This window comes from Sulfurospirillum diekertiae (assembly GCF_002162315.1).
Classification (GTDB): Bacteria; Campylobacterota; Campylobacteria; order Campylobacterales; family Sulfurospirillaceae; genus Sulfurospirillum.
In genome coordinates this window covers 25,674-51,045 of record NZ_CP021416.1, presented here as the reverse complement: position 1 = coordinate 51,045, position 25,372 = coordinate 25,674, and the positions used below count along the sequence as shown (strand labels likewise).

General features: G+C 38.7%; 30 protein-coding genes and 1 tRNA gene. 14 read left to right on the top strand and 17 right to left on the bottom strand.

Going from position 1 to position 25,372, the window contains the following annotated elements; genetic code table 11:
* Nucleotides 1-109: 109 nt before the first annotated feature.
* Nucleotides 110-301 (bottom strand): hypothetical protein, encoded by a 192-nt coding sequence (locus Sdiek1_RS00275; protein ID WP_151897970.1) that lies wholly within the window; start codon nt 299-301, stop codon nt 110-112.
* 51 nt (nt 302-352) lie between these two features.
* On the bottom strand, nt 353-862 hold the full coding sequence (locus tag Sdiek1_RS00270) for a hypothetical protein (RefSeq protein WP_087437366.1): 510 nt from the start codon (nt 860-862) through the stop codon (nt 353-355).
* A gap of 215 nt (nt 863-1,077) precedes the next feature.
* Here Sdiek1_RS00270 and Sdiek1_RS00265 point away from each other — a divergent pair, with 215 nt between their 5' ends.
* On the top strand, nt 1,078-2,463 hold the full coding sequence (locus Sdiek1_RS00265; protein ID WP_087437365.1) for a hypothetical protein: 1,386 nt from the start codon (nt 1,078-1,080) through the stop codon (nt 2,461-2,463).
* 117 nt (nt 2,464-2,580) lie between these two features.
* Here the strand turns inward: Sdiek1_RS00265 and Sdiek1_RS00260 are convergent, their stop codons facing one another.
* The 5 genes from Sdiek1_RS00260 to Sdiek1_RS00240 all read right to left on the bottom strand — a co-directional run bounded on the left by Sdiek1_RS00260 (nt 2,581) and on the right by Sdiek1_RS00240 (nt 7,797).
* Nucleotides 2,581-3,327 carry a DNA adenine methylase gene (locus Sdiek1_RS00260; RefSeq protein WP_202819571.1) on the bottom strand — a complete coding sequence of 249 codons (747 nt, stop codon included), beginning with the start codon at nt 3,325-3,327 and terminating at the stop codon, nt 2,581-2,583.
* A 234-nt stretch (nt 3,328-3,561) separates the two neighbouring features.
* On the bottom strand, nt 3,562-4,635 hold the full coding sequence (locus tag Sdiek1_RS00255) for a tyrosine-type recombinase/integrase (RefSeq protein ID WP_192866754.1): 1,074 nt from the start codon (nt 4,633-4,635) through the stop codon (nt 3,562-3,564).
* Between the two features lie 303 nt (nt 4,636-4,938).
* The gene (locus tag Sdiek1_RS00250) at nt 4,939-5,379 is read right to left on the bottom strand and encodes a heme-binding domain-containing protein (protein WP_087437364.1); all 441 of its coding nucleotides are present in this window, start codon (nt 5,377-5,379) and stop codon (nt 4,939-4,941) included.
* Between the two features lie 66 nt (nt 5,380-5,445).
* Nucleotides 5,446-7,509 (bottom strand): molybdopterin oxidoreductase family protein, encoded by a 2,064-nt coding sequence (locus Sdiek1_RS00245; protein WP_087437363.1) that lies wholly within the window; start codon nt 7,507-7,509, stop codon nt 5,446-5,448.
* Between the two features lie 3 nt (nt 7,510-7,512).
* Nucleotides 7,513-7,797 carry a hypothetical protein gene (locus Sdiek1_RS00240; RefSeq protein ID WP_087437362.1) on the bottom strand — a complete coding sequence of 95 codons (285 nt, stop codon included), beginning with the start codon at nt 7,795-7,797 and terminating at the stop codon, nt 7,513-7,515.
* 85 nt (nt 7,798-7,882) lie between these two features.
* Here Sdiek1_RS00240 and Sdiek1_RS00235 point away from each other — a divergent pair, with 85 nt between their 5' ends.
* Entirely contained in the window at nt 7,883-8,455 is a 573-nt protein-coding gene (locus Sdiek1_RS00235; protein WP_087437361.1) for a YqiA/YcfP family alpha/beta fold hydrolase, read from the top strand.
* Here the strand turns inward: Sdiek1_RS00235 and Sdiek1_RS00230 are convergent.
* The 6 genes from Sdiek1_RS00230 to Sdiek1_RS00205 form a co-directional block, all read right to left on the bottom strand.
* On the bottom strand, nt 8,421-9,317 hold the full coding sequence (locus Sdiek1_RS00230; protein WP_087437360.1) for a DMT family transporter: 897 nt from the start codon (nt 9,315-9,317) through the stop codon (nt 8,421-8,423). The genes Sdiek1_RS00235 and Sdiek1_RS00230 overlap by 35 nt on opposite strands.
* A 36-nt stretch (nt 9,318-9,353) precedes the next feature.
* The gene (locus tag Sdiek1_RS00225; RefSeq protein ID WP_238099059.1) at nt 9,354-10,139 is read right to left on the bottom strand and encodes an AraC family transcriptional regulator; all 786 of its coding nucleotides are present in this window, start codon (nt 10,137-10,139) and stop codon (nt 9,354-9,356) included.
* Between the two features lie 72 nt (nt 10,140-10,211).
* The gene (locus Sdiek1_RS00220; protein ID WP_087437359.1) at nt 10,212-10,436 is read right to left on the bottom strand and encodes a hypothetical protein; all 225 of its coding nucleotides are present in this window, start codon (nt 10,434-10,436) and stop codon (nt 10,212-10,214) included.
* Between the two features lie 154 nt (nt 10,437-10,590).
* On the bottom strand, nt 10,591-10,977 hold the full coding sequence (locus Sdiek1_RS00215; RefSeq protein WP_087437358.1) for a YbjQ family protein: 387 nt from the start codon (nt 10,975-10,977) through the stop codon (nt 10,591-10,593).
* A gap of 35 nt (nt 10,978-11,012) precedes the next feature.
* Nucleotides 11,013-11,414 (bottom strand): YbjQ family protein, encoded by a 402-nt coding sequence (locus tag Sdiek1_RS00210; RefSeq protein WP_087437357.1) that lies wholly within the window; start codon nt 11,412-11,414, stop codon nt 11,013-11,015.
* A gap of 44 nt (nt 11,415-11,458) precedes the next feature.
* Nucleotides 11,459-11,959 carry a DUF6622 family protein gene (locus Sdiek1_RS00205; protein WP_087437356.1) on the bottom strand — a complete coding sequence of 167 codons (501 nt, stop codon included), beginning with the start codon at nt 11,957-11,959 and terminating at the stop codon, nt 11,459-11,461.
* Between the two features lie 67 nt (nt 11,960-12,026).
* On the opposite strand from Sdiek1_RS00205, the gene amrA reads away from it, so the two are divergent.
* From amrA to amrB, 3 genes are read left to right on the top strand one after another with little or no spacing between them, the layout of a single operon-like run.
* Nucleotides 12,027-12,569, top strand: coding sequence for an AmmeMemoRadiSam system protein A (gene amrA / locus Sdiek1_RS00200; protein WP_087437355.1), 543 nt, complete (start codon nt 12,027-12,029; stop codon nt 12,567-12,569).
* Nucleotides 12,569-13,558, top strand: coding sequence for an AmmeMemoRadiSam system radical SAM enzyme (gene amrS, locus Sdiek1_RS00195; RefSeq protein WP_087437354.1), 990 nt, complete (start codon nt 12,569-12,571; stop codon nt 13,556-13,558). The genes amrA and amrS overlap by 1 nt, the downstream gene beginning before the upstream one ends.
* Nucleotides 13,551-14,345, top strand: coding sequence for an AmmeMemoRadiSam system protein B (gene amrB, locus Sdiek1_RS00190; protein WP_087437353.1), 795 nt, complete (start codon nt 13,551-13,553; stop codon nt 14,343-14,345). Before amrS ends, amrB begins: the two co-directional genes overlap by 8 nt.
* A 28-nt stretch (nt 14,346-14,373) precedes the next feature.
* On the opposite strand, the gene Sdiek1_RS00185 is transcribed toward amrB, so the two are convergent.
* Entirely contained in the window at nt 14,374-15,480 is a 1,107-nt protein-coding gene (locus Sdiek1_RS00185; protein WP_087437352.1) for a hypothetical protein, read from the bottom strand.
* A gap of 126 nt (nt 15,481-15,606) precedes the next feature.
* On the opposite strand from Sdiek1_RS00185, the gene Sdiek1_RS00180 reads away from it, so the two are divergent.
* Nucleotides 15,607-16,221, top strand: coding sequence for a class I SAM-dependent DNA methyltransferase (locus tag Sdiek1_RS00180; protein WP_087437351.1), 615 nt, complete (start codon nt 15,607-15,609; stop codon nt 16,219-16,221).
* Between the two features lie 40 nt (nt 16,222-16,261).
* On the opposite strand, the gene Sdiek1_RS00175 is transcribed toward Sdiek1_RS00180, so the two are convergent.
* The 3 genes from Sdiek1_RS00175 to Sdiek1_RS00165 all read right to left on the bottom strand — a co-directional run bounded on the left by Sdiek1_RS00175 (nt 16,262) and on the right by Sdiek1_RS00165 (nt 18,531).
* Nucleotides 16,262-17,107, bottom strand: coding sequence for an AraC family transcriptional regulator (locus Sdiek1_RS00175; protein WP_087437350.1), 846 nt, complete (start codon nt 17,105-17,107; stop codon nt 16,262-16,264).
* 82 nt (nt 17,108-17,189) lie between these two features.
* A complete protein-coding gene (locus Sdiek1_RS00170) occupies nt 17,190-17,960 on the bottom strand; it encodes a DUF2971 domain-containing protein (RefSeq protein WP_087437349.1) in 771 nt (256 codons plus the stop codon).
* Nucleotides 17,961-17,964: 4 nt separating this feature from the next.
* Nucleotides 17,965-18,531: a TetR/AcrR family transcriptional regulator gene (locus tag Sdiek1_RS00165; protein WP_087437348.1), complete on the bottom strand. Its 567-nt coding sequence runs from the start codon at nt 18,529-18,531 to the stop codon at nt 17,965-17,967.
* A gap of 75 nt (nt 18,532-18,606) precedes the next feature.
* Here Sdiek1_RS00165 and Sdiek1_RS00160 point away from each other — a divergent pair, with 75 nt between their 5' ends.
* The 8 genes from Sdiek1_RS00160 (at nt 18,607) to Sdiek1_RS00125 (ending at nt 25,010) form a co-directional block, all read left to right on the top strand.
* Nucleotides 18,607-19,164: a cysteine hydrolase family protein gene (locus Sdiek1_RS00160; protein ID WP_087437347.1), complete on the top strand. Its 558-nt coding sequence runs from the start codon at nt 18,607-18,609 to the stop codon at nt 19,162-19,164.
* 3 nt (nt 19,165-19,167) lie between these two features.
* Nucleotides 19,168-20,100: a D-2-hydroxyacid dehydrogenase gene (locus tag Sdiek1_RS00155; protein WP_087437346.1), complete on the top strand. Its 933-nt coding sequence runs from the start codon at nt 19,168-19,170 to the stop codon at nt 20,098-20,100.
* A 9-nt stretch (nt 20,101-20,109) separates the two neighbouring features.
* A complete protein-coding gene (locus Sdiek1_RS00150) occupies nt 20,110-20,646 on the top strand; it encodes a carboxymuconolactone decarboxylase family protein (protein ID WP_087437345.1) in 537 nt (178 codons plus the stop codon).
* Nucleotides 20,647-20,716: 70 nt separating this feature from the next.
* Nucleotides 20,717-22,300, top strand: a complete 1,584-nt coding sequence (locus Sdiek1_RS00145; RefSeq protein WP_087437344.1) for an aspartate:alanine exchanger family transporter — start codon at nt 20,717-20,719, stop codon at nt 22,298-22,300.
* Between the two features lies 1 nt (nt 22,301).
* Nucleotides 22,302-22,778 (top strand): cheVAW transcriptional regulator CheQ, encoded by a 477-nt coding sequence (cheQ, locus tag Sdiek1_RS00140; protein ID WP_087437343.1) that lies wholly within the window; start codon nt 22,302-22,304, stop codon nt 22,776-22,778.
* Between the two features lie 80 nt (nt 22,779-22,858).
* Nucleotides 22,859-23,938 (top strand): methyl-accepting chemotaxis protein, encoded by a 1,080-nt coding sequence (locus tag Sdiek1_RS00135; protein WP_087437342.1) that lies wholly within the window; start codon nt 22,859-22,861, stop codon nt 23,936-23,938.
* A gap of 104 nt (nt 23,939-24,042) precedes the next feature.
* Nucleotides 24,043-24,130, top strand: a tRNA-Ser gene (locus tag Sdiek1_RS00130).
* 256 nt (nt 24,131-24,386) lie between these two features.
* The gene (locus Sdiek1_RS00125) at nt 24,387-25,010 is read left to right on the top strand and encodes a tyrosine-type recombinase/integrase (RefSeq protein ID WP_087437341.1); all 624 of its coding nucleotides are present in this window, start codon (nt 24,387-24,389) and stop codon (nt 25,008-25,010) included.
* Nucleotides 25,011-25,372 lie beyond the last annotated feature (362 nt).

The window sequence follows — 25,372 nt, the reverse complement described above, 5'->3', positions numbered from 1 at the left end:
AACAGTATCAAGATTGTCTAGTATTGTGGGGTCATTCCATTCTATATTTTGATACTGAACTGGTGTTAATTTGCCCTGGTATTTATTGAGGAGTTTGATACAATCATCTTTACATGTAGGATTCAAGCTTAGTGACCTTTGAAGCAATGAAATTGGACGCATCAAGATCTAGGTGAATCAATCCCTCAATCGTTTTACCCATGAGCAGATCTTCTACCTCTTTTTTGGAAATATCTCTTAAAAGATCTTCTTGAGCATAAGTGATATGAAATCCACAACTATCATCGTAACAATAAACCATTTTTTTACCGGCTTTTAACGGCCATGAGCATATTGGGCAATCAAGCATCAGTTAACTCACTAATTTGATCAAATCACCATAATCTAGACTACTATTATTCATTAATATAAGCAATTGACTCTTTTGATCATCGGTTAAATTTTGATTTGTAATAAGGTGTTTTTTGACAAGATAAACACTTCTTGGAATCATTAAATCAATCTGTTCTGAAGTTAATTTTTGATTCTTAGCCAAACCGATCAAAACGTCTTTATCTCCAGTAAGAATTAATTGATTAATCTCATGAATTTCTAAATCGTTTCTACTTGTAGCTAAGCTTTTAAGATTCTGCATACCAACAAATGTTGATTTTAAAACAGCTTTAAATTCATCAGATTGCTTATCGATGGTTAAGTAATCTGTTGTCTTGATATTTTTTACTTTCTCAAGCTCTTTTTGCTTATAATCTTCTAGCACCTCTTTCTCTGCACGTTGCCAATCATTACCGCTTTCTGAAGGTAAGCTCCCGATTTCTAAGCCTAAATATTCATAAATTTTAATTCTTAGCTCTTCTTCATTCATGTTATGCCACCATTAATTTTCTTTACAATATATATTTTATAACTATAACTTGTTTTGTGTCATAATTTGATTAGATTGATTAATATAACTTAGCTAATAAATATATCAACGAAGTAATAGCTAATCGTATCAAAATAAATTTTCACAATTTTATGTATAATATTTTTTATTAAATACTGCACATAATCTCGCTAAATTGAATATAAGGAATATTAATGGCAAAAATAGATTTCAACGAGATACAAAAAGTATCTATTAACGATTTAATATTAGATACACAAAATCCAAGATTAAATGAACAGCCGGATGAAAATGCATGTATACATGCTATTTTAAATGGTAAAGAACAAGATATTATAAATCTCGCTAAAGATATAGCTGATAATGATTTATATCCAGAAAGAATTATTGCATCTCAACATCCATCATTACCGAACAAATGGATTGTTAGAGATGGCAATAGAAGAATAGCAGCTATTAAACTACTACATGAACCACGAAAAGCTCCACCTGCTATTGCTAGTAAATTTGAAGAAATATCAAAAAAGCTCCACAATTTTCCTTCTAAAGTCAATATCACAGTATTTAAAAGTGAAAGTGATTTATTGCGCTTTTTACACCTTAAACATACCGGTAAAAATGATGGCGTAGGACAAGTTGAATGGGGTGCTATATCAAAAGCCCTATATAGTGAAAAAACTGGTGAACGCAACCAAAATATAAAAGCTTTAAATTTACTAAGATGGGCAGTAGAGAATAAAATTATCCATACATTTGATGATAATTTTCCTATCAGCACATTAGCAGATAGACTTATGTCGAAGGAGCGTTTATATCAAATTGGCTTTGAGCTTCAAGGCAACCAGATTAAATTGATAAAAGAGCCAACTTCAACAATAAACAAAGTAAAACACATCATTGTAGACATACAAAGTGGTAATTTAGACTCTCGTGGTTTAAACGCAGCAGAAGCACAAAAAGAATATATTGATAAGTTATGCGAAATATATGGTGACGGCACAATAAAAGAAGAGATTAGCACTCTTGAAAGCAATAAACCAATGCGTGATAATACCAATCAAGTTCAAGAACCAAAAGAAGATTCATTAGATGAAGACAATGTGCCACCTCCTAAGCCAAGCCAAAGACCTATTCCTGAAAATCAGCAAGATCGTAAAAAACTTTTTATTAGAAATAGAGTGCCATTTTCAATACCAATAGAAGAGCGCAAAGCAGCAAAAATACTTGCAGAGTTAAAAAGTATAGAAATAAAATCTTTACCTATTGCTGCAGCCATGTTATTACGCTCATTGATTGAATATGCAACAGAGTATTATCTGCGCAATAATAGCATCATCTGCAGTGATACGAGATTTGCACCAAAAGTTAGAAAGTGTGCTGAGCATATGTTGCAAAACAATAAAATTACTACAAATAAAAAGCTCGTTTTGGAAAAAAGAATGTCAAATGAAGGAGATATGATGAATGTTAATACGTTACATGCATATGTTCATTCACCTAATTTTCATCCAGACTATCAAACTTTAAATGCATTTTGGGATGAAATTGAGTTTTATGTTACAGAATGTTGGAATACTTAAATGATTTGCGTTAGAGATGGCAGCTTATGTAGTGTCATATTGCCATAAAAAATGAGTTCCGTAGCGAGTTCTTTAACCTTTTGGCTTGCAGAGTATCTAAGAGAAAATTCACCATTATTAGAATTCTGATATATTTTTTTTTATTGGTTCACAATTATCATATGTAACAAGCCAAGGAGTCTTTAGCGCTTGTATTTTTTCTGCTATTAAAACATGATCATCATGCTTATAATGGTTTCTATAAAGCTGGCTACCTTTTACATAATACGGTGGATCAAAGTAAAACATTGACTTTTTTAACATCTTTCCATCTGATATCATATCTATTAAATCTAAGGCATCCAAATTATGAACTTCTATACTATTTTTATATCCAGCTATTCTTTGAATGCGCTTTGCTAAATCTACCTTATTAAATCTTGCATCTATTTTATAGTTTCCAAGCTGTTGTTTCCCTCCAATAGCTCCCCCTTTGACAACTCCTGAAATATTAGTTCTGTTAAGAAAAAAAGCTGCAAAACCATAATCTAATAAAGAGTGAGACTCTGGATTATTTATAATGTCTTTTTGTTTATACCAACTATCCATAGTAACTGGTGTTTCATTCATTTTCTGTAAAAAATATTCTGTTTTATGAATAATTGAATGCCACATTGCATAAATTGCTTTATCTGCGTCATTGATAATAATATGATTAACATACCCCGAAAAGAGTAAATAAAGTGCTGCACCTGCACCACCTGCATAGGGCTCAATATAACTACCACCACTAATATTATTATGTCTCATTAGCTCGCCTAACCACGGACCAAGTTTTCCTTTTCCACCTGGATATCTAAGGGGCGATGTCGAAAAAAAGCTCATATTATTTCCTCAAAAGCGATTCAAAATAAATCTTTATTATTTAAAAACTATATATTTATCCATTTTTTATAGATTAGATCTTCATTATTTGAAAGGATCATGAATTATAACACTATTTCAACGTACTCTAAGATTAAAAAATATTTTCTATACTTATATAGTACTTTTTGTTTTACAGTCAATAAATTATTGAAAATCTTATTATCCTAAAATTCCAATCCTTCTACAGCTCCTCTACCACTCTCTGGGCTTAATTTCGCGTAGCGGAGAGTAGTCTTGATATCTTGGTGATTCATTAGCTTTTGAATCGTAAAAATTTGGCGTTCCTTGAATCGCTAATAAGCTTGCAAACGTATGTCTCAAGGTATGAATGACGACTCGATTTTTTCTATCGTTTTTATCTAAATCTGCGTTAAAAAGATCTGCGAAAATATTTGAGAGTTGTCTTCTAAGTGTACGTACCGGCATTGTGATCAATTTATCGTTTGGTTTTAGATCCTTACAGTATTCATTTACATAACTTGTGAGATCATTATTGATAAATCCACGATACGAAGAGGCGTTTTTATGATCCTTTAGCGCAATTATTTTATTGGTGAAGTCAATATCTTTTTTGCATATACTCAAGATCGTCTCTAATCGCCCTCCAGTACTCAAACTCAAGCGCACGAATAATCTGAGTACGGCTTCATCTTCAACGGCCTCTAAGAGCCTCTGGCACTCTTCTTTTGTCAAATATCGATCTCGAGCATTATCGACTTTCAATTGCTTGAGCTTTTTTGTGGGATTTTGAATAGTCGTCGATAGTTTATTTTCAATCGCGTAGTTGACGATTGCATGCAAAAGATTAATCGTAAAGTTAATCGTGGCTGCTGCATACTCTTTTTTCACCAGGCTCTCTTGCAACCCTCTGACTTCCTCAAGCCCGATCAAATCAATATCCATTTTACCAAGCTCTGGAGCGATCCAGTTATTGTACTTTGATTGGGTATGCGCATTATCTTTATTTTGCATCTCACGTTCTTTGAAGAACTTTTCTGCTGCCATATCTAAAGTGATGATGTGCTTTTTCTTTTTAATGGCGATTGCCGGAAGATCTTCACCTAAGCGTTGTTTTGTGAGAATTTCATTGCGCTTTTGATTACAGTAATTTGCACGTACACCTTCACTATGCTTTCCGACCTTTAATTCTCGAGCTTGATTATTGCCATCTCGATACCGGATATAATAGATTTTGTCTTCTTTGTCATTGGTGATAGTTGTTATATAATATACGCCGCTAAACTGTGTTTTTTCTCTTTTTGCCATTTTTCAATAATCCGTATTTATTAAAATCTTCCCCACTCATTCCCCACAAGATTTTAATTTTTATTGGAATAATAACATATTATTGGAAATTGAGAAAGTTTTCTTAATGCCTAAAATACGCTATTTTGATGATTATTTTACAAAATGTATAATATAGAAAATTGATGCCTTTTAAATCCCTCTCTCCCGGCCACTACTTCACCCCCCCCCCTAAAATAAGAGATTTTCAAAGCTTAACTTTTTTGCTGTGACATATTGTGCCCAACTTTATCAGGTTGGATCGATGAGAAAGATTGCTACCTTTTATGATTTTTTGAGTTGTTCTAGTTGCTGATCAAAAAATTGTTCGAGTGTTTTTTTGTCTTTGGTATCTAAATGTGCTTTGGGGTGCATGAGTGCATAGCTTCCCTTTGGCATTAATCCATTAGAAATCAGCTGTTTTGCACGTTTGAGTCTCGTTATTCTTTGATCAGCATTCGTATCCGCCCATGTGGAAAAATTGATAGCTCTTCGTCCGCTGTCAATATGCGCTGCCATAACCCAAGAAACAGGTGCGACGTTGTGGTACCATGGGTACTGTACTTCATTGGAGTGACAGTCAAAGCATGCATTTTTGAGAACTACCATCACATTTTCATCCGCTTGAAGTGCAATCTTTTCATCCACTTTTGGATTGTTAAAATTCGGTCTTATAAACTGAATAGCGATCAATATTCCCAGTACCCCAAAGAGTATCTTTTTCATCAAATGGTGCCTTTATATTAAAATGACACTATTTTAACACACTATTTTAAACAAAAGCTTCGTTCTTTAAACATTTACCACTTCCACTTTTATCGACTTAAATGCTGCCGTTAAGATAAGCTCATCACATCTGTCGCCAAAAAGGTTATTGATCTTTGATTTAGCATGATGAAACGTACAAAAAAGCGTTTTGGGTTGCACTTTGTCTGTCAATTTCACCACCAATGGCGCGCTTTGCCCATACTGGGTTTTTAAAATAACCTTCTCACTGCTAAAATCAGCCGCATCATTTTCATTGACTAATAAAACTGTCTCATCATACCGTTTATTGAGTTTTTCACAACGACTGGTTTGGGAAGCATTATTGTACTGCGCGAGTGTTCTGCCTGTGGTCAGATGATAACCAGAAAGTCGCTTTTCACTCAGTTCTTGAACCATGCCTCTGAGTTCGTATTGGTGGTAATGAAATCTACCGTAGCCATCGTCCGTTCGAAAGTCTAGTTGATGTAGCACTGGGGTATCCTCGGTATGCACAGGCCATTGGAGACCACGAACGCGGTGACGCTCAAGCCTGTTGTAACTTGCCCCTGAAAAACGTCTATGTGCCACTTCTCGCACTTCATCCCAAATCTGTTTGGAATCTTCATAAGCGTAATCTCCGCTCAGTTTATTCTCAATCATCTGGATGACTTCCCAGTCATCGGGTAGATCAGACTTCACAAGCGGTTGAGAGAGGTGAAGACGGCGCATCGCATTGACATACACACCTGTTTTTTCATACGCTGATTTTACACCAATCACAATGTCTGCACGTTTGGCGATTTCTGTCATAAAAAGCTCTTGGACGAAAATAAAATCCAGTGTATTCAGTGCCGCGTTGACTTTATTCGTATTGGGATGCACATGCGTCAGGTCTTCACCCATATTAATCACGGCTTTAATGCGCCCCTCAAACATTGCTTCCACGAGTTGCGGTGTCATCAAACCGATCTCTTTAGGTTCTTGATAGTCGGGGGCATAGTAAGGAAGCATCCCCATATCACACGCCCCTTGGACATTATTTTGTCCACGAAGTGGCATCAAACCTGCTCCAACTTTGCCTATATTGCCGGTCATCAGTGAAAGATGGGTGATTGCCATGACCGCGTATGAGCCATCAATGTGCTCTGTAATGCCAAGACCCCAGAAAATCATCGACTTTTTCAAGGCATATTCACGTGCCACTTTTGGGATCAATTTACTTAAGTGTTCATAACCTACGATATTTTCAAAATACTTTGGATTGGCAAAAGGATCGCTCAATATTTTCTCTTTAAAAGCGTCAAATCCAAGCGTACGATCTTTCAAAAAATCCTCATCATAAAGCTCTTCTGCGATAATCACATACGCCATCATATTTAAAATGAGTAAATTCGCTTCATGGGGAATAATGCCCTTGTACTTAGCAAAACGGTGCAAGGTAATTTCGCGCACATCAAACACGGCTAAATTGTCATGCTTCGTTGCCATGTCGACGATACGATTGGAGATAATGGGATGGGCTTCAGTGGTATTGGAGCCAATCACGATCATAAATTCTGTCTGATAGATATCGTTGTACGGATTGGTCGCCGCACCTTCTCCGATGGTTGTACGCATGCCTTTAAGGCTTGGCGAGTGGCAAATGCGCGCGCAGTTATCGACATGTGGCGAGTTTAGGGTGTGACGGGTGAACTTTTGAAGCAGGTAAGAGCTTTCACATGAGGTGCGTGCGCCGCCAATGGAGCAGACACTTTTTTGCCCATATTGTGCTTGAATTTCAGTCAGTTTCATCGCTGCCGCTGTGGTTGCAGCGTCCAGTGTGGTTTCACACCATGTTTCATCCAACTCGTTTACATGTAAAGCGATTGCTTCGTGAATTTTGGGATTTTTAGCTAGAAAACTTTTACGAATGCGAGGGATTCTAAGACGATCGGGTGCATTGACAAACTCAAAACCGTATTTGCCTTTGATACACAATTTTCCCTCAGACACCACACCATCAGGGTGAGCAAAAATGCTTTGAATCGTGTTGTCTTTAACATTGGCGGCAATGTCACAGCCCACACCACAATAGGTACAAACACTGTCTATGATTTCCATCTGCTCCATGGTTTATTCACCTTTGGTATAAAAAAAGTCTCCGTGAACGGATTCATTTTTGATTTTTTTAATGGCGCTTGCTTTAAGTGCTTCATAACGTGCAACATCTATTTTTTGCTCACTCATTGTTGCGTTTTTATCTTTGCCAGAAACTTCCGCATTGAGCACTTCAGACTCTTTTTTAGTCAATCTCTTTTTGAGAAGTAGTGCCAACTCTTCATCGCTTTTGGTGAGCGGACGCTTGTCGCCCATGACCATTAAAATGATTTTTCTAGCTTCCAATTCGTTTAATTTCATGTTGCCCTCTTCAAGTTATTGCGCGTATTATAGCCTAACGAAACTTTTGCTATACTCACCTTTATTTGTTACATAAAGGTTGACTATGATTATCTACATTCACGGATTTGGCTCGAGCGGAGAGGCAAGTAAAGCGAAACTGCTTCGTGCTTATTGTCAAGAAAACAAGATTCATTTCATTGCACCATCCTTGCCTACGATTCCTGATCTTGCCATTAAAACACTCAGCGAACTTATCGAATCTTATCAGGACAATGAGCCTGTATACCTTATGGGTTCATCACTGGGTGGGTATTATGCACTGTATCTGAGCGATAAATACAATCTTAAAGCCGTGCTCATTAATCCTGCGGTCAATGCGCCTGAGACGTTGGAGCGCGCCATCGGACATGGAGTGAATTATTACGACAACTCAACATATGAATGGAATGCGTCGCACCTTGAAATGTTAGAGAGCTATGAGATTGAAGAGCCTAACCTTGAAAACCTGCTTGTCTTACTTCAAAAAGGCGATGAGGTTTTAGACTATGAAGAGGCATTTGATTTTTTAGAGGGCGCGAAGATGGTTGTGGAAGAGGGTGGCACTCACAGCTTTGAGGGACTTGAGCGCCACTTAGAGAGCATTAAACGTTTTTTCGGCGTCGCTTTAAAATTGTAATGTTATTGAGTAGCTTGACCGCATAAAGCGTTAAAACCGTTCCAATGATGATGAAGAGATCGACCTTCTCACCTAAGAAAACAGCACTTAAAATGATCGCTGAGAACGGTACCAAAAAGACGAACGAACTCACCTCGGCAGCGCCTAATTTTTCAATGCCTAAGAAAAAGATCGTATTGGCAAAGGTGGAGGCTGCGAGGGAAATCAACAGCGTGTTGAGCCAAAAAATACCATCAAACGAGGCATACGGTATCGCGCTAACATCCACAAAGAAAATTAAGTCCAGCACAACGGTGACGATGTACATGTAAAAGGTAAAAACAATCGGTGAAATCTTAGTCGATTTGGAACTGACAATCGTCAAAACCGCCCACAAAATAGCCGCCAATAAAAAATACAAATTGTGAATCACCAAAATATGGGCCAGATCAAACGTCCAAATATGAAGCATCGTTAACACACCCACCGCACCTAACCCCAGTGCAAACAGGTCTTTGGAACTGACTTTTTTAACGCCCATCAACGCCAAAAAAATAAACGTTAAAATCGGGATCATCGTTGTCACCATCGCGCCACCCAAAGAAGCGGTACCAAATTTTGTTCCAAGGTAATAATACTTGTTGTAAAAAATCAACGCTAATGCTGCCAATACAACCAAACCAAAGCTTTTAAGGTCGATTTTGAACGAGTGCTTCAACCACACAATGATGGGAACCATCGTAATCGCCGTAATGCCAAAACGCAAAAAGATCATCTCAAAAGCGCTGACATAGTGTCCTAAAATTTTCACATTGACCCACGAGCCACCCCATGCGACCATTGCGAAGAAAAGTAAAAAAAAGAAAATATTTTTCTGTGTCATGGAAACTCCTTGTTGCGAAGTTTACACAATTTCAGGTTATTTATATAGAATAAAATTGCTTTTTTGAAACAACGTTTTAGGCGAATAGCCGTAAATTTTGCGAAACGAGCGGATAAAATGCGACTGATCGCTAAACCCTGCTTGCAATGCGGCAAGGCTTAATGATTCACCCTCAAGCACAAGGTTCTTAGCTTTGCAGATACGCTCAGCGATGATGTATTGGTGCGGGGTCAGCCCTGTATGGTTTTTAAAAAGCCTGAGAAAATGGTACTTACTCACGTTCGCAGTCCCCGCAAGCGCATCTAAACTGATGTCTGAAGCGATGTTGTCATGAATGTACTCCACCGCTATAGACATCCCTTTGGGATCTTTACATGTAAAAGGATATAGCGCTGCTTTATGCGTGTAATGCGCAATAAGATAAGAGAGCGCATCAATCAGTTTTGACTCTAAGAAGAGTGGCTCCGCATTGGAATAGACTGCTTGAAAAAAGGTAGCCAACCGTCTAAAAAGTTCGTCATCTTCCACGATATGTTTCTCAAAAATCGGCATCTTTTTTTCACCGTACATCTGCTCGTATAAGTTACTTAAAATCTCAGCACTAGGATAAAAGTTGGTATATTGCCACGCGCAAGAATCTCCACCATGAATTTCACCTGGGTTGATAATGCGAGCCGTACGCTCATAGGCTCGGATAATTTTATGCTCATAATGTGACGTAAACATGCCATGGTGCGTGAGCCCAATCGTATATGTGTCGTGAAAATGGTAGGAGAAAATACTGGTCGAATCAGCGATATTTTCAAATGCTGTGTCGTTCAAGAAAGAAGGTTCCATGGCAAAAGTATAACGCAATTTTGTACTTCATAATAGAACAAAATTGCGTATATTTTTTTATTCGGAGGGCAACTCACATTGGCGCGCTTGCGCGATGCGTAGTAAACGCTCTCTCGCCTGATCACTTTCTTGATAATCTTTGCTCAAAGCTGGATTATCGCTAATCAAAAACATGGCTGGTGAGAAAACAGTAATGCCCGTTAATCCTTTGGATTGATTATCGGCTTGCATGCTCAGCACATCTTTTTCAAGCTCTTTAAGATGTTCGCGTGTATGCTTCAACGCGAGTGTCAGATCCTTGCAATCTAGTTGATACTCAGCAGATTCCATATCGCTTGGTAACAACCTCATAGAGGGCGGCAAATGGCTCATATCAGGCGGTAAATCCCTCGCCGAATGAGCGCACCCAACACAAAACAACCCTATACAAACAAAACTAATTACCTGTAAATTGAATTGCGCGACCTTTGCCATCCAAACTCCCCCAACTAAGCGCTGAAATGCCAACCGTTCCATAACGAACATAAATGACAGCATCTGCACCGAGCTTTGCTGCTTCCTCTTTGAGCTTCGCGTCAACCATCTCTTTCGTCGGTTCTGGATGAAAAATCGTTGTTTTATTGACGGTAACGGTGAGATCACCCAGTGAAACATACGGACGATTGGTCATATCCCCTTCCGTTAATTGAACCTGATCAGGAGAAACTTGTTTGATCTCTTTAATCGCCGTATTGGGATTGGTCACTTGGCTTTGAGACCACGTAGCACATCCCGATACTAAAAAACTCACAACCATACTGCCCACTACAAACCTGAAAGACATTCTTACTCCTTTTAGTAACGTTTGATGGTATAAGATTAGTAGCGTGTAAATTTAACCGCTTGGGCTTTGCCTTCGATGCCGCTCACACGATTCCATGAAGCGCCAAGTTTCGTGTAACGTACATAAATCAGTGCGTCAGCCCCTTTTTTGGCAGCTTCTTCTTTCAGTTTTGCCTCGACTTGCTCTTTCGTTGGCTCTTCACCCCATGGATTAAGTTTAGTCAGCGTCACACTCACTTCACCAAGGCTGGCATAAGGTCGATCGGTAATGTCAAGATCATAAAGAAGCACTTGTGTAGGTAAGGTACTTTTAATCTCTGAAGCGACAGGAGCAGGTGTCTCAGGTGCTTTTTGACTCCAAAAATTGAAGTTCAAACCGATGGTAGAACATCCTGAAAAAAAGCCTAAACATATTAGCATCGCTACCCATTGTTTCATCGTTTACTCCTTAAAAATTAGACAAAGTTTACCATAAAAAAAGATTAGATCGTTTTTACATGTAAGCTTTTAATCTTCCACAAAATAACCATGCGCACTAAAAAAATACCACTGAGTAGCCCATAGCACAAACTAACACTCAAAATAAACCATGGCTCGAAAACAATGGCTAATTCTCTAGCAAACGCTACACTTATTGCAAATTTAAGCCAAAAAATGACCATCATCAAAGCTAACCAAAGCCAACTCCCCTTAATCGCAAACGAGTTATATTCTTCCATGAAAACCACATTGTAAAAAGCTCTTATACGAATTCCTAGTGCCATCATCACCATCATTCCTAGACTCCATGATATAACCCCAATACTCATGCCAAATGCTGAGGCAATACCATATATGGAGAAGATTATCATCATACAAGGCAGCATAAACGCACGCACATAAGAAACCTTACGATCACGACTTTGCATCCAACCTAAAATGAGTAACACACCAAAGAGCAGATAAACCCACAAGGGAGTATGCGTTAAAATTGCAAGCGCCATGATGATTCCTTTTTGTATAACCTATTAGCCATTTTATCATATAATACACTTTCATAAAGGAGGCGCCGTGCAAAACGTACTCTTAGAAATTGCCAAACAGGCGATCAGTGACAGCTTTAACCATACATCCACTTTGAATCCAAAAGCTTTAGTGCAAGCACATCCTGAATTTTCAACTCCTAAAGCTACTTTTGTAACACTCACCCTTGATGGTCAACTGCGTGGCTGTATCGGCTCACTCATAGCCCATAGACCCCTTCTAGATGACCTTATACATAACGCCAAAGCAGCTGCTTTTGATGACCCGCGTTTCTATCCGCTCAGTCCCGAAGAGTTTTTACATGTAAAGATTGAAATCTCTCTTTTGAGTGAACCACAACCCATCCTATATGAAAATATCGACGACCTCAAAAGCAAAGTTACCGTGGGAATGGATGGCATTATTCTTCAAAAAGGATCTCGAAAAGCAACTTTTTTACCCCAAGTATGGGAGCAACTTCCAACCTTTGAACTCTTTTTTTCACATCTATGCCAAAAAGCGGGGTTAGCACCTGATTGCTTGGAAAGCCACCCTGAGATCTGGTATTACAGGGTTGAAAAGGTGAAATAATGCACTATTTTAAGACTGAAGGCTCACGTCTTGTTTGCTTACTCTGTGCGCACTACTGTCATCTAAAAGAGGGACAAATAGGCATCTGCGGTGTCAATCAAAATGTCGATGGAACTATCAAAAACCTTGTCTATGGTCATCCCGTAGCCATGCACATTGATCCTGTTGAGAAAAAACCGCTCTACCACTTTTTGCCCGACACCAGAGCCTTTTCGATCGGAACGATTGGTTGTAATTTCAAATGTCCTTTTTGTCAAAACTGGAGTATTTCGCAAGAAAAATCTTTACATGTAAAAGAGTATTTTGCCCCTCAACAGATTATCGAAATGGCACTCAAATACGAATGTGCCTCCATCGCCTACACGTATAACGAACCCACCATCTTCTATCCCTATGCTAAAGATATCGCGATTTTGGCTCATGAAAAAGGAATGAAAAATATCTTCGTTACCAATGGTTTTGAATCCAGCGAAGTGATTGATGATATGGTAGGCATCATTGATGCGGCGAATATTGATCTCAAATCCTTTAACCATGACTACTACAAAAAAGAGCTCGGAGGAGGGCTTGAAACCATCTTGGAAAACCTTAAGCATTTCAAGCGTAATGGCATCTGGATCGAGGTTACCACACTTATCGTCCCCACCAAAAATGACTCGGATGAGGAATTGAATTCTATTGCTTCCTTTATTGCTAAAGAGTTAGGTGAACAAACGCCATGGCATATCAGTGCTTTTCATCCTGACTACCATGAGCAAGGGCTTCCTTCAACTTCCATTGAAACGCTTAAACGTGCCGAAACACTTGGCAAAAATGCAGGACTTAAACATATCTATATTGGAAATGTCGGGCTTGAAAACCCTACGAGATGCGTTACATGTAATGCTGTTTTGATCACACGAAAACGCTTTGAAGTGACGGAAAACTATCTCGTAGATGGATGCTGCCCAAAATGCAATACTAAACTCACAGGAGTTTTTGATGAATAAACACCGTAAAGCTGCTGTTGCTGGGATGTTTTACCCTGACGTCTGCAGTGAAATCAAACACATGTTCGACCATTTTGATAAAGCGATGCCCAACATAGCACTCGATGTTATACCCCGTGCGCTTATTGTCCCTCATGCAGGCTACATTTACAGTGGTTACACGGCCAATCTTGCCTACCACTACACTGCATCCAAACGCTCCGATATTGAGCGTGTAGTCGTCATTGGTCCTAGCCATCGTATCTACGTAGCTGGCGCTTCCATTGCTCTTTTGGAGGCATACCACACACCGTGCGGCGAAATAGAAATCGACCTCGCATTCAGTTATACCCTTAAACGAAAGTTTGCCTTTTTAGACTTCCACCCCATGGCACACGAAGAGCACTCTACAGAAGTGCAAATGCCTTTTATTCGACAGTATTTCAAACAAGCTAAAGTCGTTGAAATCGTCTACGGTGACATCTCTCACAGCGAGCTCTCTTCACTGATTGACGAAGTGCTAAGCGATGAAAAAACACTGGTGGTCATTAGCACCGATCTCAGCCATTTTTACACGGAAGAGGAAGCCAACAAACTTGACCATACATGCATAGAAGCCATCTCGCATCTAGATCTCCATGCACTCACTCATGGTTGTGAAGCGTGCGGCATCACAGGTGTCAAAGCGATGGTTCAAAGCGCACTTTCACACAACTTTCAAGCCCATTTTCTAGACTACCGCACCAGTTATGCGCGCAGTAAAGACGCAAGCCGTGTGGTTGGCTATGCGTCGTTTGTGTTGGGGTAATGGGTTTACATGTAACGCTAAAAACCTCTCAGCCTTGCATGTCAACATCACCATAATGCCACATCTGCTTTAAATCACTGGTGATTTTTTCATACAATTTGATGGAGTCGTCAAGGTTCTTGGTGACAGTATCGTTGTAGGTCGTATTTTCAGGTGGTATTTTGAGGGCTTTTAGATCTTCGGTAATGGTGGTGTAATGTTCAATCACTTGAGCGCGCGAGAGGTCTCTTCCAGCTACTTCCGATGTAAAAAAACGCTCTGATCCAACAACATCTACAAGGTTTTTTCTTTGCTTGGTTGCTGTTTCAATCTCTTGATTTTTTTCTCTATTCTCCAAGAAAGTATCGTACAATTGTTGAAATTTATCGGTTTTGGCAAATTCATCTGTGAAAGAGTAAAGATTTTTAAAGCGTTCCATCTTCATGGCATCCATCGCTTCTGGGGTTGTTTCATGTAACTCGTACAAATAGTGCACCGTAAGGTTAGGGTCTTTATCTTTAATGCCTTGTTCTAAAGATTTGATAGATCTACCTGTTAACGTATAATCAAACTGTTTTTGCCTTTCATCAAACGCAACTGTGAAGATGCCAATCCTTTCAGCATAAACCTTAAATTGGCTTTTTGACGTATTTTTACCAAAATAATCTTTTCCTAAAAAGTCATAGAGTTCGTCAAATGACATATTTTTAATTTCTTCACCATTCGTTCCATGCACATAATAAGGGTGTTCTATCTGATACGTGGTCAATGGAAGAATTGGCAAAGATTGTAATTGCTCTACTTTTCCTGCTACCACTTTTTCTCCAAAATCTTTGAATATTTTCAAACTTGACTTCAAACTATTGTGTTGATTAAGATCATAGGCTTTTAAGTTTTGCCTACCTTCATCTGTTTTATCATTCATAAGAGTGGATAAATAATTGATAAGCTCTTGATTGGTCTGTTCTTGCTTTGGACTAATAGTTGTATAGGCACTGATATCTTCACCCAAATCAACGTAATCCCATGCTTTTATGTTGGGCGCTATAGCAAGTGTTGATGATAATGCTTGTTGCGATGTTCCAACGTTATGATTTAAAGGTTCATAATTGGTCGGTGACACTATGTTGTTTTGTAGCGTACTGGAAACTTGCATTGGTTTTTCCTGTAATAATTTACGATATTAAATCATATCGGCAGTTTTAGGAAGTTATATACAATCGTTAATTTATTTCCTCACAGGCCTATGCTATACTTTTCCATCTCTTTGAAAAGGCTACTTATGCAACCCAAAAAAGATTATTTTCATGCAAAATCAAAAATATATGAAAACGAAGCTGCGCGCACAAACAATGTTAAAAACATTGGCGAAGCTATTTTAGAAAGACTCACGTACGATAAAACAACAACGCATGTGATGGATTTTGGTTCAGGCACAGGGCTTTTGACCGAACAGATCGCTCCCTTTGTGCGTAAAATGACAACCATCGACATCTCACCTTCGATGAACGAAGCACTTCGTGCCAAAAAAGGACACCTGCCGTGTGAACTTGAAATGCTTGAAATCGACTTGGTAAGTACGGAGGTGGATGCAACATTTGATGGTATTATCTCGTCCATGACGATTCATCACGTCGAAGATGTGCAAGCACTTTTTCACACATTTTACCGCTTGCTCAATCGTGGCGGCACCATCGCACTCGCAGATTTAGACAAAGAAGATGGCACATTTCACACCGAAGATATGGGCGTATTTCACTTTGGATTTGACCAAGAGGAATTTGCCGCATGGGCGCAAAAAGCAGGCTTTGAAGATGTCTCTATCGAAATCGTCAGTGTTGCTAAAAAGCCGTACGGAGACTACCCCATCTTTTTATTGACGGGGCGTAAACGCTAGGGATTATTGAAGCGAAAATCTTTACATGTAAAACCATTTTCTAAACAATCGGCACGTAAATCTCAGTCCGCAAGTTCTCAGGTTTCGTGCGCCTTGGGTCGCGGTTGAGGTACTTTTCAAACAAAGGTGCGTCACGAAGCCCAACCCCCTCGCTCACCACCCAATCCATGATCTGAGCGTAGGTTGCTCCCAGATTTTCATACGCCCCTTTGTGCAAAAACACCGCACACTTTCCACCATCCAACACTTTTTTAAAGACTTCACCTTTAGGCTCAATGCTCTCATCCTCACACGTAATGCACGCATCGTAACGCAGTAAATTTTGCTCGACAAGGCTCGGATTATCATGCCCAACACCAAAGTGCATCGTCTCTTTACCCATAATATTTTTACGAAACTTCATCTTTTGCTCATACGCAAACGTCATCAAGACACTCCACGCCTCGCACGAAGAGGTTTCATACGCTCCTGTTTTTCGCACGTAAAAAACACTCAAAGGCTTAAACTCGACCATCGTAGGTTTTAGCATCACAACTCCTTTATTCGCTTTAAGCATCGCCGCATACATGCGCGGACTCACACCAAAACGGTTTTTAAACGCTTTGCTAAACGAGGCATGGGTCTCAAACCCACACGAGAGTGCCACATCGGTGATCTTAGGCTCAGTTTTGAGCTTCCACGCCGAATAAACAAGCCTCACCCGAGCGATAAAATCGCCGATGTTTTCTCCCGTAACAGCTTTGAAAATACGATGAAAATGGTACTTTGAAAACCCAGCAATGCGTGAAAGCTCCTCAAGACTCAGCTCTTTGTCTGCATTTTGCTCGATGTAAAAAACAACTTTATACACCAAACGAACGTAGTCTTCACGGGTACTCTCTTTCATCTTGCCTCTTTTGCTTTGCGTTTGGGGTATTGTAGAAAAATCGGAGAGATAAAACTACTCCGATATTGCTAAGTTTTGAAATCTATAAATCTCGAATAGCTAACTCAAATTTGCCATGAATGGTTTCAGCTTTTTTAAATTTGACATGAGAAAAATCATTCTCTTGGCATAGTCGTATCATTGCATCTATATCTTTTTGATTAGCCTTTAATCCAAATATAATAGTTTTTAATTCATCTTTATAAAATGGTTTTTCTCCCTGAAAATTTAATTCAACCACTCTATACTCTTTTTCATATGACCAATCTTTGAACTTCGTAAGTAATTCTTTAATATACTGTTTTTGTCGTATCTCACTATTTGCTACATAAGACAGTAAGTCATAGGTAATTTCATAATCAACTTTCATTGGTTTCGCTAAGCAAGACTTACTATCTTTTGCTTTTGGTTCAAATCCAAATACTAAACCTTTATGATTGTTGGCGTAATGCGACCACATTAAAATACTGGTTGAGGTTCTTGATAAAGATAAAACACCCATTTTATCTCGAGCATTTTGTCTAATCCTATTATGTTGTTCAACAAATGCTTCATTTTTACTATATGGCTTCATTGCTTGATGAATGTAGTCTTTCCTATAACCTAAAGATAGTGCTTCCTCTTTGTGAATCTTTACAGAGTCTTTCCAATATTTCAACATTGCCGATCGTGTGTAGTACTGATGATACGATAAACTAGAATCAAACGGATCGTTAAATTGTTTGATAGGAGATAAGTACAAAGATGAATTTTTGATTATATTGTTGGTATACTCACCAAAATTTCGATATTTGTATAACAAATTACCTTCCATCTACTTACCTCTTCCCCTCAATGTGCTCAATCAACTCCTCAATCACATCACTATAATCCTGCTCATTACCACTCGCTTTAGCCGCTAAAATAGCACCTTCAACCGATGAAGTAATGAAGAGCGCCAATTTCGTCGTATCGCAGGGTTTCATCTCTTTTACTTCAATGGCTTTGTCTAAAATGGCTTTGATATTCGCACGAAACGCTCCGTAGATGGACTTCATCAGTGTATTAAAATCTTCGTCGATGTTGGACATCTCTTGGACGATATTGGCGATAGGACATCCGCGTTTGAAGTCGCGTACCGACGTGTCGCGGAGGCGTGTGTAAAACTCTTCCAAAAAACCGCTGGCATAGGTTTCAACATAGCGGTATTTTTCGATGTTTCTATTGAGTATCGTCTCTTCGATGGCAGCCAAAGCCATTTCTTTTTTATTGGCAAAAAAATGGTACATGGAGCCTTTGTGTACGCCTGCCTTGGCCAAGATGTCAGCCAGAGAAGCCCCTTGATAACCGTGTGAAAAAATTTCGTCAAATGCTGCATAAATGAGTTTATCGCGTGTATTTTCCATCGTATAGTCCTTATATTTCTAGAGCACATTATAGCACAGTTTCTCAGCACTTGACCAATTAGTCAAGGAGATTTTATGAAGCGTGCTCTTATTGTTATCGATGTGCAAAATGAGTATTTTGACGGTGGTTCATTGCCCATCAGCTACCCACCTCATAGTTTTGAGAATATCATAACAGCCATTTCCGAAGCACAAAAAGCAGATGTTATGGTTGTTTTTGTGCAACATACAAGTCTTAAGAAAGAGGCAGGAGCCTTTATTCGAGGCAGTTACATGTGGGAATTGCACGATGAGATTAAGGCGCTAAAACCTGACCTCTATATTGAGAAAAATCATGCAAGCTCTTTTGTCGGAACGGATTTGAACTATAGGCTAAGAGCGCTTGGCATCGATACGGTTGCTATCGTGGGGTATATGACACAAAACTGTTGCGATGCCACGGCACGTGACGCTTCACAGCTTGGGTTTAACGTCGAGTTTTTAAGCGACGCCAATGGAACACTTGCTTTTTCCAACAATGCAGGCGAAGTGAGTGCAGAAGAGTTGCACAGAGCATTTTTGGTCGCTCAGGCTTTTGGATTTAGTCGCGTCTTGAACCTCAATGAGTGGATACCATTACTTAAAAAGGATTAATACATGAAAATCGTTTTTTTAGATGCTCAAACCATGGGAAAAGATATGGACCTAAGCCTCTTTGAATCCTTTGGAGAGTTTCACACATATGAAACCACTTCACCCTCAGAGTGTGCTTTGCATATCGCAGATGCCAACATCGTTCTTACCAACAAAGTTGTGATTGACAAAGCGGTGATGGACGCATGTCCAAATCTACAACTCATTTGCGTCACCGCCACAGGAACGAACAATGTTGACTTAGTCTATGCGAGTGAAAAAGGCATTGTGGTCAAAAATGTTGCAGGCTACTCAACCGCATCTGTTGCCCAGACAACGATCATGCTAGCCCTGAGCCTCATTAGTCATTGTCGCTATTATGATGACTTTGTCAAAAAAGGCGGCTGGGTCGAAGCACCAACGTTTACGCATATAGAGCGTCCTTTTTGGGAGATAAAAGGCAAGCGTTGGGGGATTATCGGGCTGGGAACCATCGGTAAAGAGGTTGCAAAGATTGCTACAGCATTTGGAGCTGAAGTGGTTTACTACTCCACCAGTGGCGCCAATAACGATGCACTTTATCAGCGTGTTTCCCTAGAGGAAATGCTTCAAACATGTTCTATCATCAGCATTCACGCACCGCTCAATGCTCAAACCAAAGGGCTTATTGATGAGACAGCCTTACGTGAGATGAAAGAGGGTTCCATCCTTGTCAATGTCGGGCGTGGAGGTCTCATCGATGAGATAGCGCTTGCAAAAGTCATCGATGAAAAAGAGCTTTATGTAGGACTCGACGTCCTAGAAGCAGAGCCTATGCAAAAGGGGCATCCACTTTTAAATGTAAAGCATCAGGAACGCCTGATTGTTACGCCGCATATCGCATGGTCAAGTATTGAGGCGCGCACCTCTCTTATGCGGTTGGTTGCGCAAAACATTCAAACATTTCTAAACTACTAAGGAGAGATTATGCCATTAATTAATACTATCAAACCAAAAGACGCCACCGGTAAGCTTGCAGAGCTTTATGGAAAAATAGAAGCGATGCGAGGGCGTGTCAGTAACTCTGCACAAATCTTTAGCTCAAGCCCAGAACTGATCAAACAGCAAATGAGCTTCATCGAATACTACATGGTTAAACAAAAAAGTCTTTCGATGCCGTTACTTGCCTCTATTCGTATGCTCATTTCCGACAAAAACAGCTGTAGCTATTGTGTCGATATGAATGCTTCCATCCTCATCAATATGCTGGGCTGGACTCCTAAAGAAGTGGAAGCAATGCGTGCTGATCCAAAGAGTGCAAAACTTGAGGAGAAAGAAAAAGCGATGCTTCTCTTTGTTCTCAAAGCAGTACGTACACCACACGATGTTGAAGCCAAAGATATTCAAGCTTTACGCGATCTTGGCTATACTGATGGGGAAATCCTCGATGCGACCAACCATGGCGCTCGCATGTCTGCCATCGACATCATCTTCGATGCATTTAAAATCGAGAAAGATTTTTAGCCACTTTTGCCTTAAAAGTAACGGCTAATTAAGGTATAATTCGTCTAATTCTTTTAAGGCACATTTTTTTATGATTAACAATGAAATTTTTTACCTCTTTGCCATCATTTCTGTCGGCTATATCTTAGGTAATATCAAAGTCAGAGGCTTTTCTCTTGATGTCACTGCCATGCTTATCGTAGCGCTCATCGCAGGGCATTTTGGTATGGTAATCTCTGATGCATTTCAGTATTTTGGATTGGCGATTTTTATCTATGCTGTAGGGCTTCAATCAGGCCCTGGTTTCTTTGACACCATTAAGCATGAAGGACTCAAACTCAATCTAATTGCTACTGCACTTTTAGTCTTGCTCTTTGTCATTATTTTTGGCTTTGGTTACTTTTTTGAGATGCCCAAAACCATTATCGATGGTATTTTTACGGGGGCACTTACGAGTGTTCCAGCACTCGCTGCGGCTCTTGAGATTAAACATACGCCAACGACTTCTGTCATTTTCGGTCTAGTTTATCCTTTTGGAATTGTGGCAACGGTACTTTTTATTCGTCTACTTCCAGTGCTTTTTCGTGTTGATTTACAAAAAGAGGTCGAAGAGTACGAGTCAAGTCAAAAAGTACGTTTCCCTGACATCTATACTCGAAATTTTCGCATTACCAATGAAAACTTTAGAAATACCGAAATCAAAAAATCTAAAATAGAGAGTATGACCTCTACAGTCATTGAACGTATGACCTCTGATGGTGCAATCGACCATACCACGGAAGACGTTTCTTTGAGTTTTGGAGATGTCATTAGAGTTGCGGGAACGGAAGAACAACTAGCAAATCTGAGCATCGTTTTAGGTCAAGAGATTGGCGAAGAGCATGAATTCCAAGACAATATGATCGTTCTCCGCTTACTTACAACTTCAAAAGAGATCGTAGGTAAAAAAATCGGTATGATCAAAGAGCTAAAATCTCTTCGTGCAGTGATTACAAAAGTAAGGCGTGCAGGTATTGATATTCCTGCATATCCAAGTCTCACCTTACGACTTGGCGATAAACTCTATGTTGTGGCACCTAATGCGTATGGTGAAAAAGTGACAAAACTCATCGGTAATGACCTTTTAAAATACCCTGCTGCAGACTTTTTACCTATTTCATTGGGTGTTGTGTTTGGTATTTTATTAGGAAGCATTCCTTTGTATATCCCCGGTGTCGGCGACATCAAACTTAGCTTCGTTGGCGGTATTTTAATTACCGCTTTAATCCTTGGACGTCTTGGCCGTGTTGGACCAATTGTATGGAATCTTTCACCCCATTCAACGACACTTTTAAAAACGCTTGGTCAGCTCATTTTTATCGCAACACTTGGTACCAATGCAGGCAAATACCTCGTTGAGTCATTAGAAAATAATGGCATCTTACCCATCATATTAGCCCTTGGGGCACTCATCCTCTCTTTGGGTCTTATAACTTTTATATGCCGAAAAATTTTCAAGATGAATTTCTTAGATATTTTAGGTCTACTATCCGGTGCTATGACCTCTACTCCTTCCTTAACGATGGCAAACAACATGACAAAAACTGATTATCCTTCCATCGCTTATGCAGCCGTTTATCCCCTTGGCTTGGTACTGGTTATTGTTCTAGCACAACTGGGTATGAAGATCATGTAACATGCAGATGGACATCCTGACACACAATCATTGGCTCAATAACTATGTTTTAAACAAAGAATTTAGCCTCCTTGCAGGGATTTCATCGAATGCTTATCGTTACTGGAAAGATGTTGAAGCCGCAAAATTTGATGATGCAAGGGTTGTCTTCCTGCGAAAAGAGAGCATCATTCCAAAATACAAAGAGATTGTTAAACAATGCACGAATCTCACAGGAATGGTACAGTCTCAAGCCTTTTGCAAATACACAGGACTCGCACCTTCCCACCTCATAGAGCACAACAACTCCTGCATCTACAAAACTTTAGAGATCATCGATGTCTGCGATGTTAAACTGGTCAATCTCCAAAAATTTTACGATGATTTGAAATTAGACTACAATTACCATATCTATATTGAAAAATGTAAGTATTTTGGTCCTTCTCCTTTTGAAAAGAAAATCACGCTTTCTAGTGGTATCTGCGTAGGGTATTATTAACCTAAAACGTTAGTGTAATACAACACAAAAGTCACGCTTCTTCGTTATAATGCTTTGTACTTAAACCAAAGGAGAAAACAATGTTTGGCGGACGACGTATAGCAGAATTAGAAACTGAAAATCAGATACTTAAAACAGAGCTTGAAACACTAAAAAGTGAAGTCATACGACGTGAACAATCTCAACAAAAATCTTTAGAAGAAGCTCAGAATGCAACACCTATCAATCAAACCAAAGATGAGCTTTTAACAATCTTACTTGGGAGTTATGAAGATGGTATGAACTTCCTTCAAAATACCATTGAAGAAAGCTTGACGATGCTCAATGAGATCAACACACTCAATAATGCTTCACTGAAAGGGGGAGAAAATATCGAAATACAAACCAAAGATATTGCCCAATCGCTTGAAAAAGTGCAAGAACTCACGCAAAAATTTACACATGATGTTGAAAACCTCTCAAGTAGTGTTTCTGCCATCAGTGACATCATCAATCTTATTAAAGATATTTCAGACCAAACCAATCTTTTAGCACTCAATGCCGCTATTGAAGCTGCAAGGGCAGGAGAACATGGGCGTGGTTTTGCTGTTGTCGCCGATGAGGTGCGTAAACTTGCTGAACGCACCCAAAAAGCAACGCTTGAAGTAGAATCAAACATTAGCATTCTCAAACAAAACACGAATTCCATGGCCGATACCAGTGAAACATTCCAAACGGAATCACGCGCCTCTATGAAAATCTTAGAAGCGTTTAGTGGCGAAATTACAACGATGCTTTCAAATTCACAAAGTATTACCAACAAATGTGACAACGTCACGAATGAAATTTCTGTCAGCAATGGTAAAATTGATCACATTCTCCTCAAACTCCAAGGCTACAATGCAGCCCTTTCACAGAAAAAAATTGATATTTTAGGGCATACATCATGTCGCTTTGGAAAATGGTTTGGAAGTATCAGCACTAAGCTTAACAATGCCATCGTACAAGAGGTCAATAGCCATCACATTAACGTTCACGATGGTTTGAAAAAAGCAGTTGAAGCATTTGCCACACACTCAGACTCACGGGAAGGAATTGAGATATTTCGTTCTGTCGAAAAAGCGAGTAAAATTGGCTTTGAAAAATTGATTGAAGCTTTTAAAAGTATTCGTAAAGAGTAAAATGCAATATGTGCTTGAAAGCAATTATTAATGGCATCAACTCAATTGATGCCATTAATCCTCAAATAAGCACAAAATCGTTATACTTCCACTCTTCCGATCATAGAGAGGTGTCCGAGCGGTTGAAGGAGCACGCCTGGAACGCGTGTGTGGGGCAACTCACCGAGGGTTCGAATCCCTTCCTCTCTGCCATTCTTCAACAAAACTCCCATTAAATAGGCATTCTCTTCACTTTAAGAGTGTTCAGCAGAGAGACTATGACAACTTACCTCAAAAAAAGACTAAAAATTATGATAGTTTACATTTATATCGAGTAAATGGAACTTATTATTATAGACGTAACATTAATAAAAAATCTTATAGAATATCTCTCAAAACGAAAGACTTAAAACAATCAATCAAAAGAAAAAAATTTTATGATTTATTAACGGACAAGGAGTTAGAAGATATGTTTAGGCTAGAAAAAGACGGGATTAAATTAGAGTTTGAATATGACAAAGATGAAGAATTATTAAAGTATATTGAAGCAATAAAACCATTTATGGGACAAGTAAAAGACTGTCGAACATCATATTATCCCGATTTTTTTGAATTGGAACCTCATTTTTTAAACTATAAAAAAGAGAGTGAAAAAGTTAGTAATTCAAGTTACAGAGTTTATGGAACAATTTTTAATAAATTACAAAAATTCTTCGATAAAAAATCTGTTGTTGATTTAAAGGGTAAAGATATACAAGATTTTCAGAACTATTTAAAAAGACAAGATCTTGATAACGTCACGATAAATAATCAAATGACCTATGTAAAAATGATTTTAGACTTTTGTGTAAAACGTGAAATTATTGAAAAAAATCCTTTCTCTTATATTTCGAGTTTGAAAGAGACAAAGAAGATAAAAGAAAATTATAATGACGAAGAAATACTAAAATTAATTAATAACAAAGAGTTAGAAGAACAATATATAAATATGTTTAAAATTGCTTCATATACGGGAATGCGTGTAAGTGAAATTATTTTATTAAAAAAAAGAAGATGTAAAAATCGACGTAAAAACAAATATAAAATATTATGATTTAACGCAAGCAAAAACAGAATGTGGGATTAGAAAAATACCACTTCATGACGAAATAAAAAATATTAAAATCCCAATTTTTAAAGACCGAGGAATCAACAAAAGGACAAAAATTGAAAGAAGTGATGAAGCATTTGTTAATTACTATGATAAAAAAATTTTAGAAGAATTAAGAAAAATTATACCAAAGGAATCAGGGAAGAATTTTCATACACTTCGGGGGACTTTTATACAAAAACTAACAAATAAATTTCCTGAAAAAGTAAATATAATACAAGAAATTATTGGACATGATAAAGGTTCTAAAAGTCTAACACTTGACACCTATTCAAAAGAGTTTTACATAGAAAATAAAAAAGAAA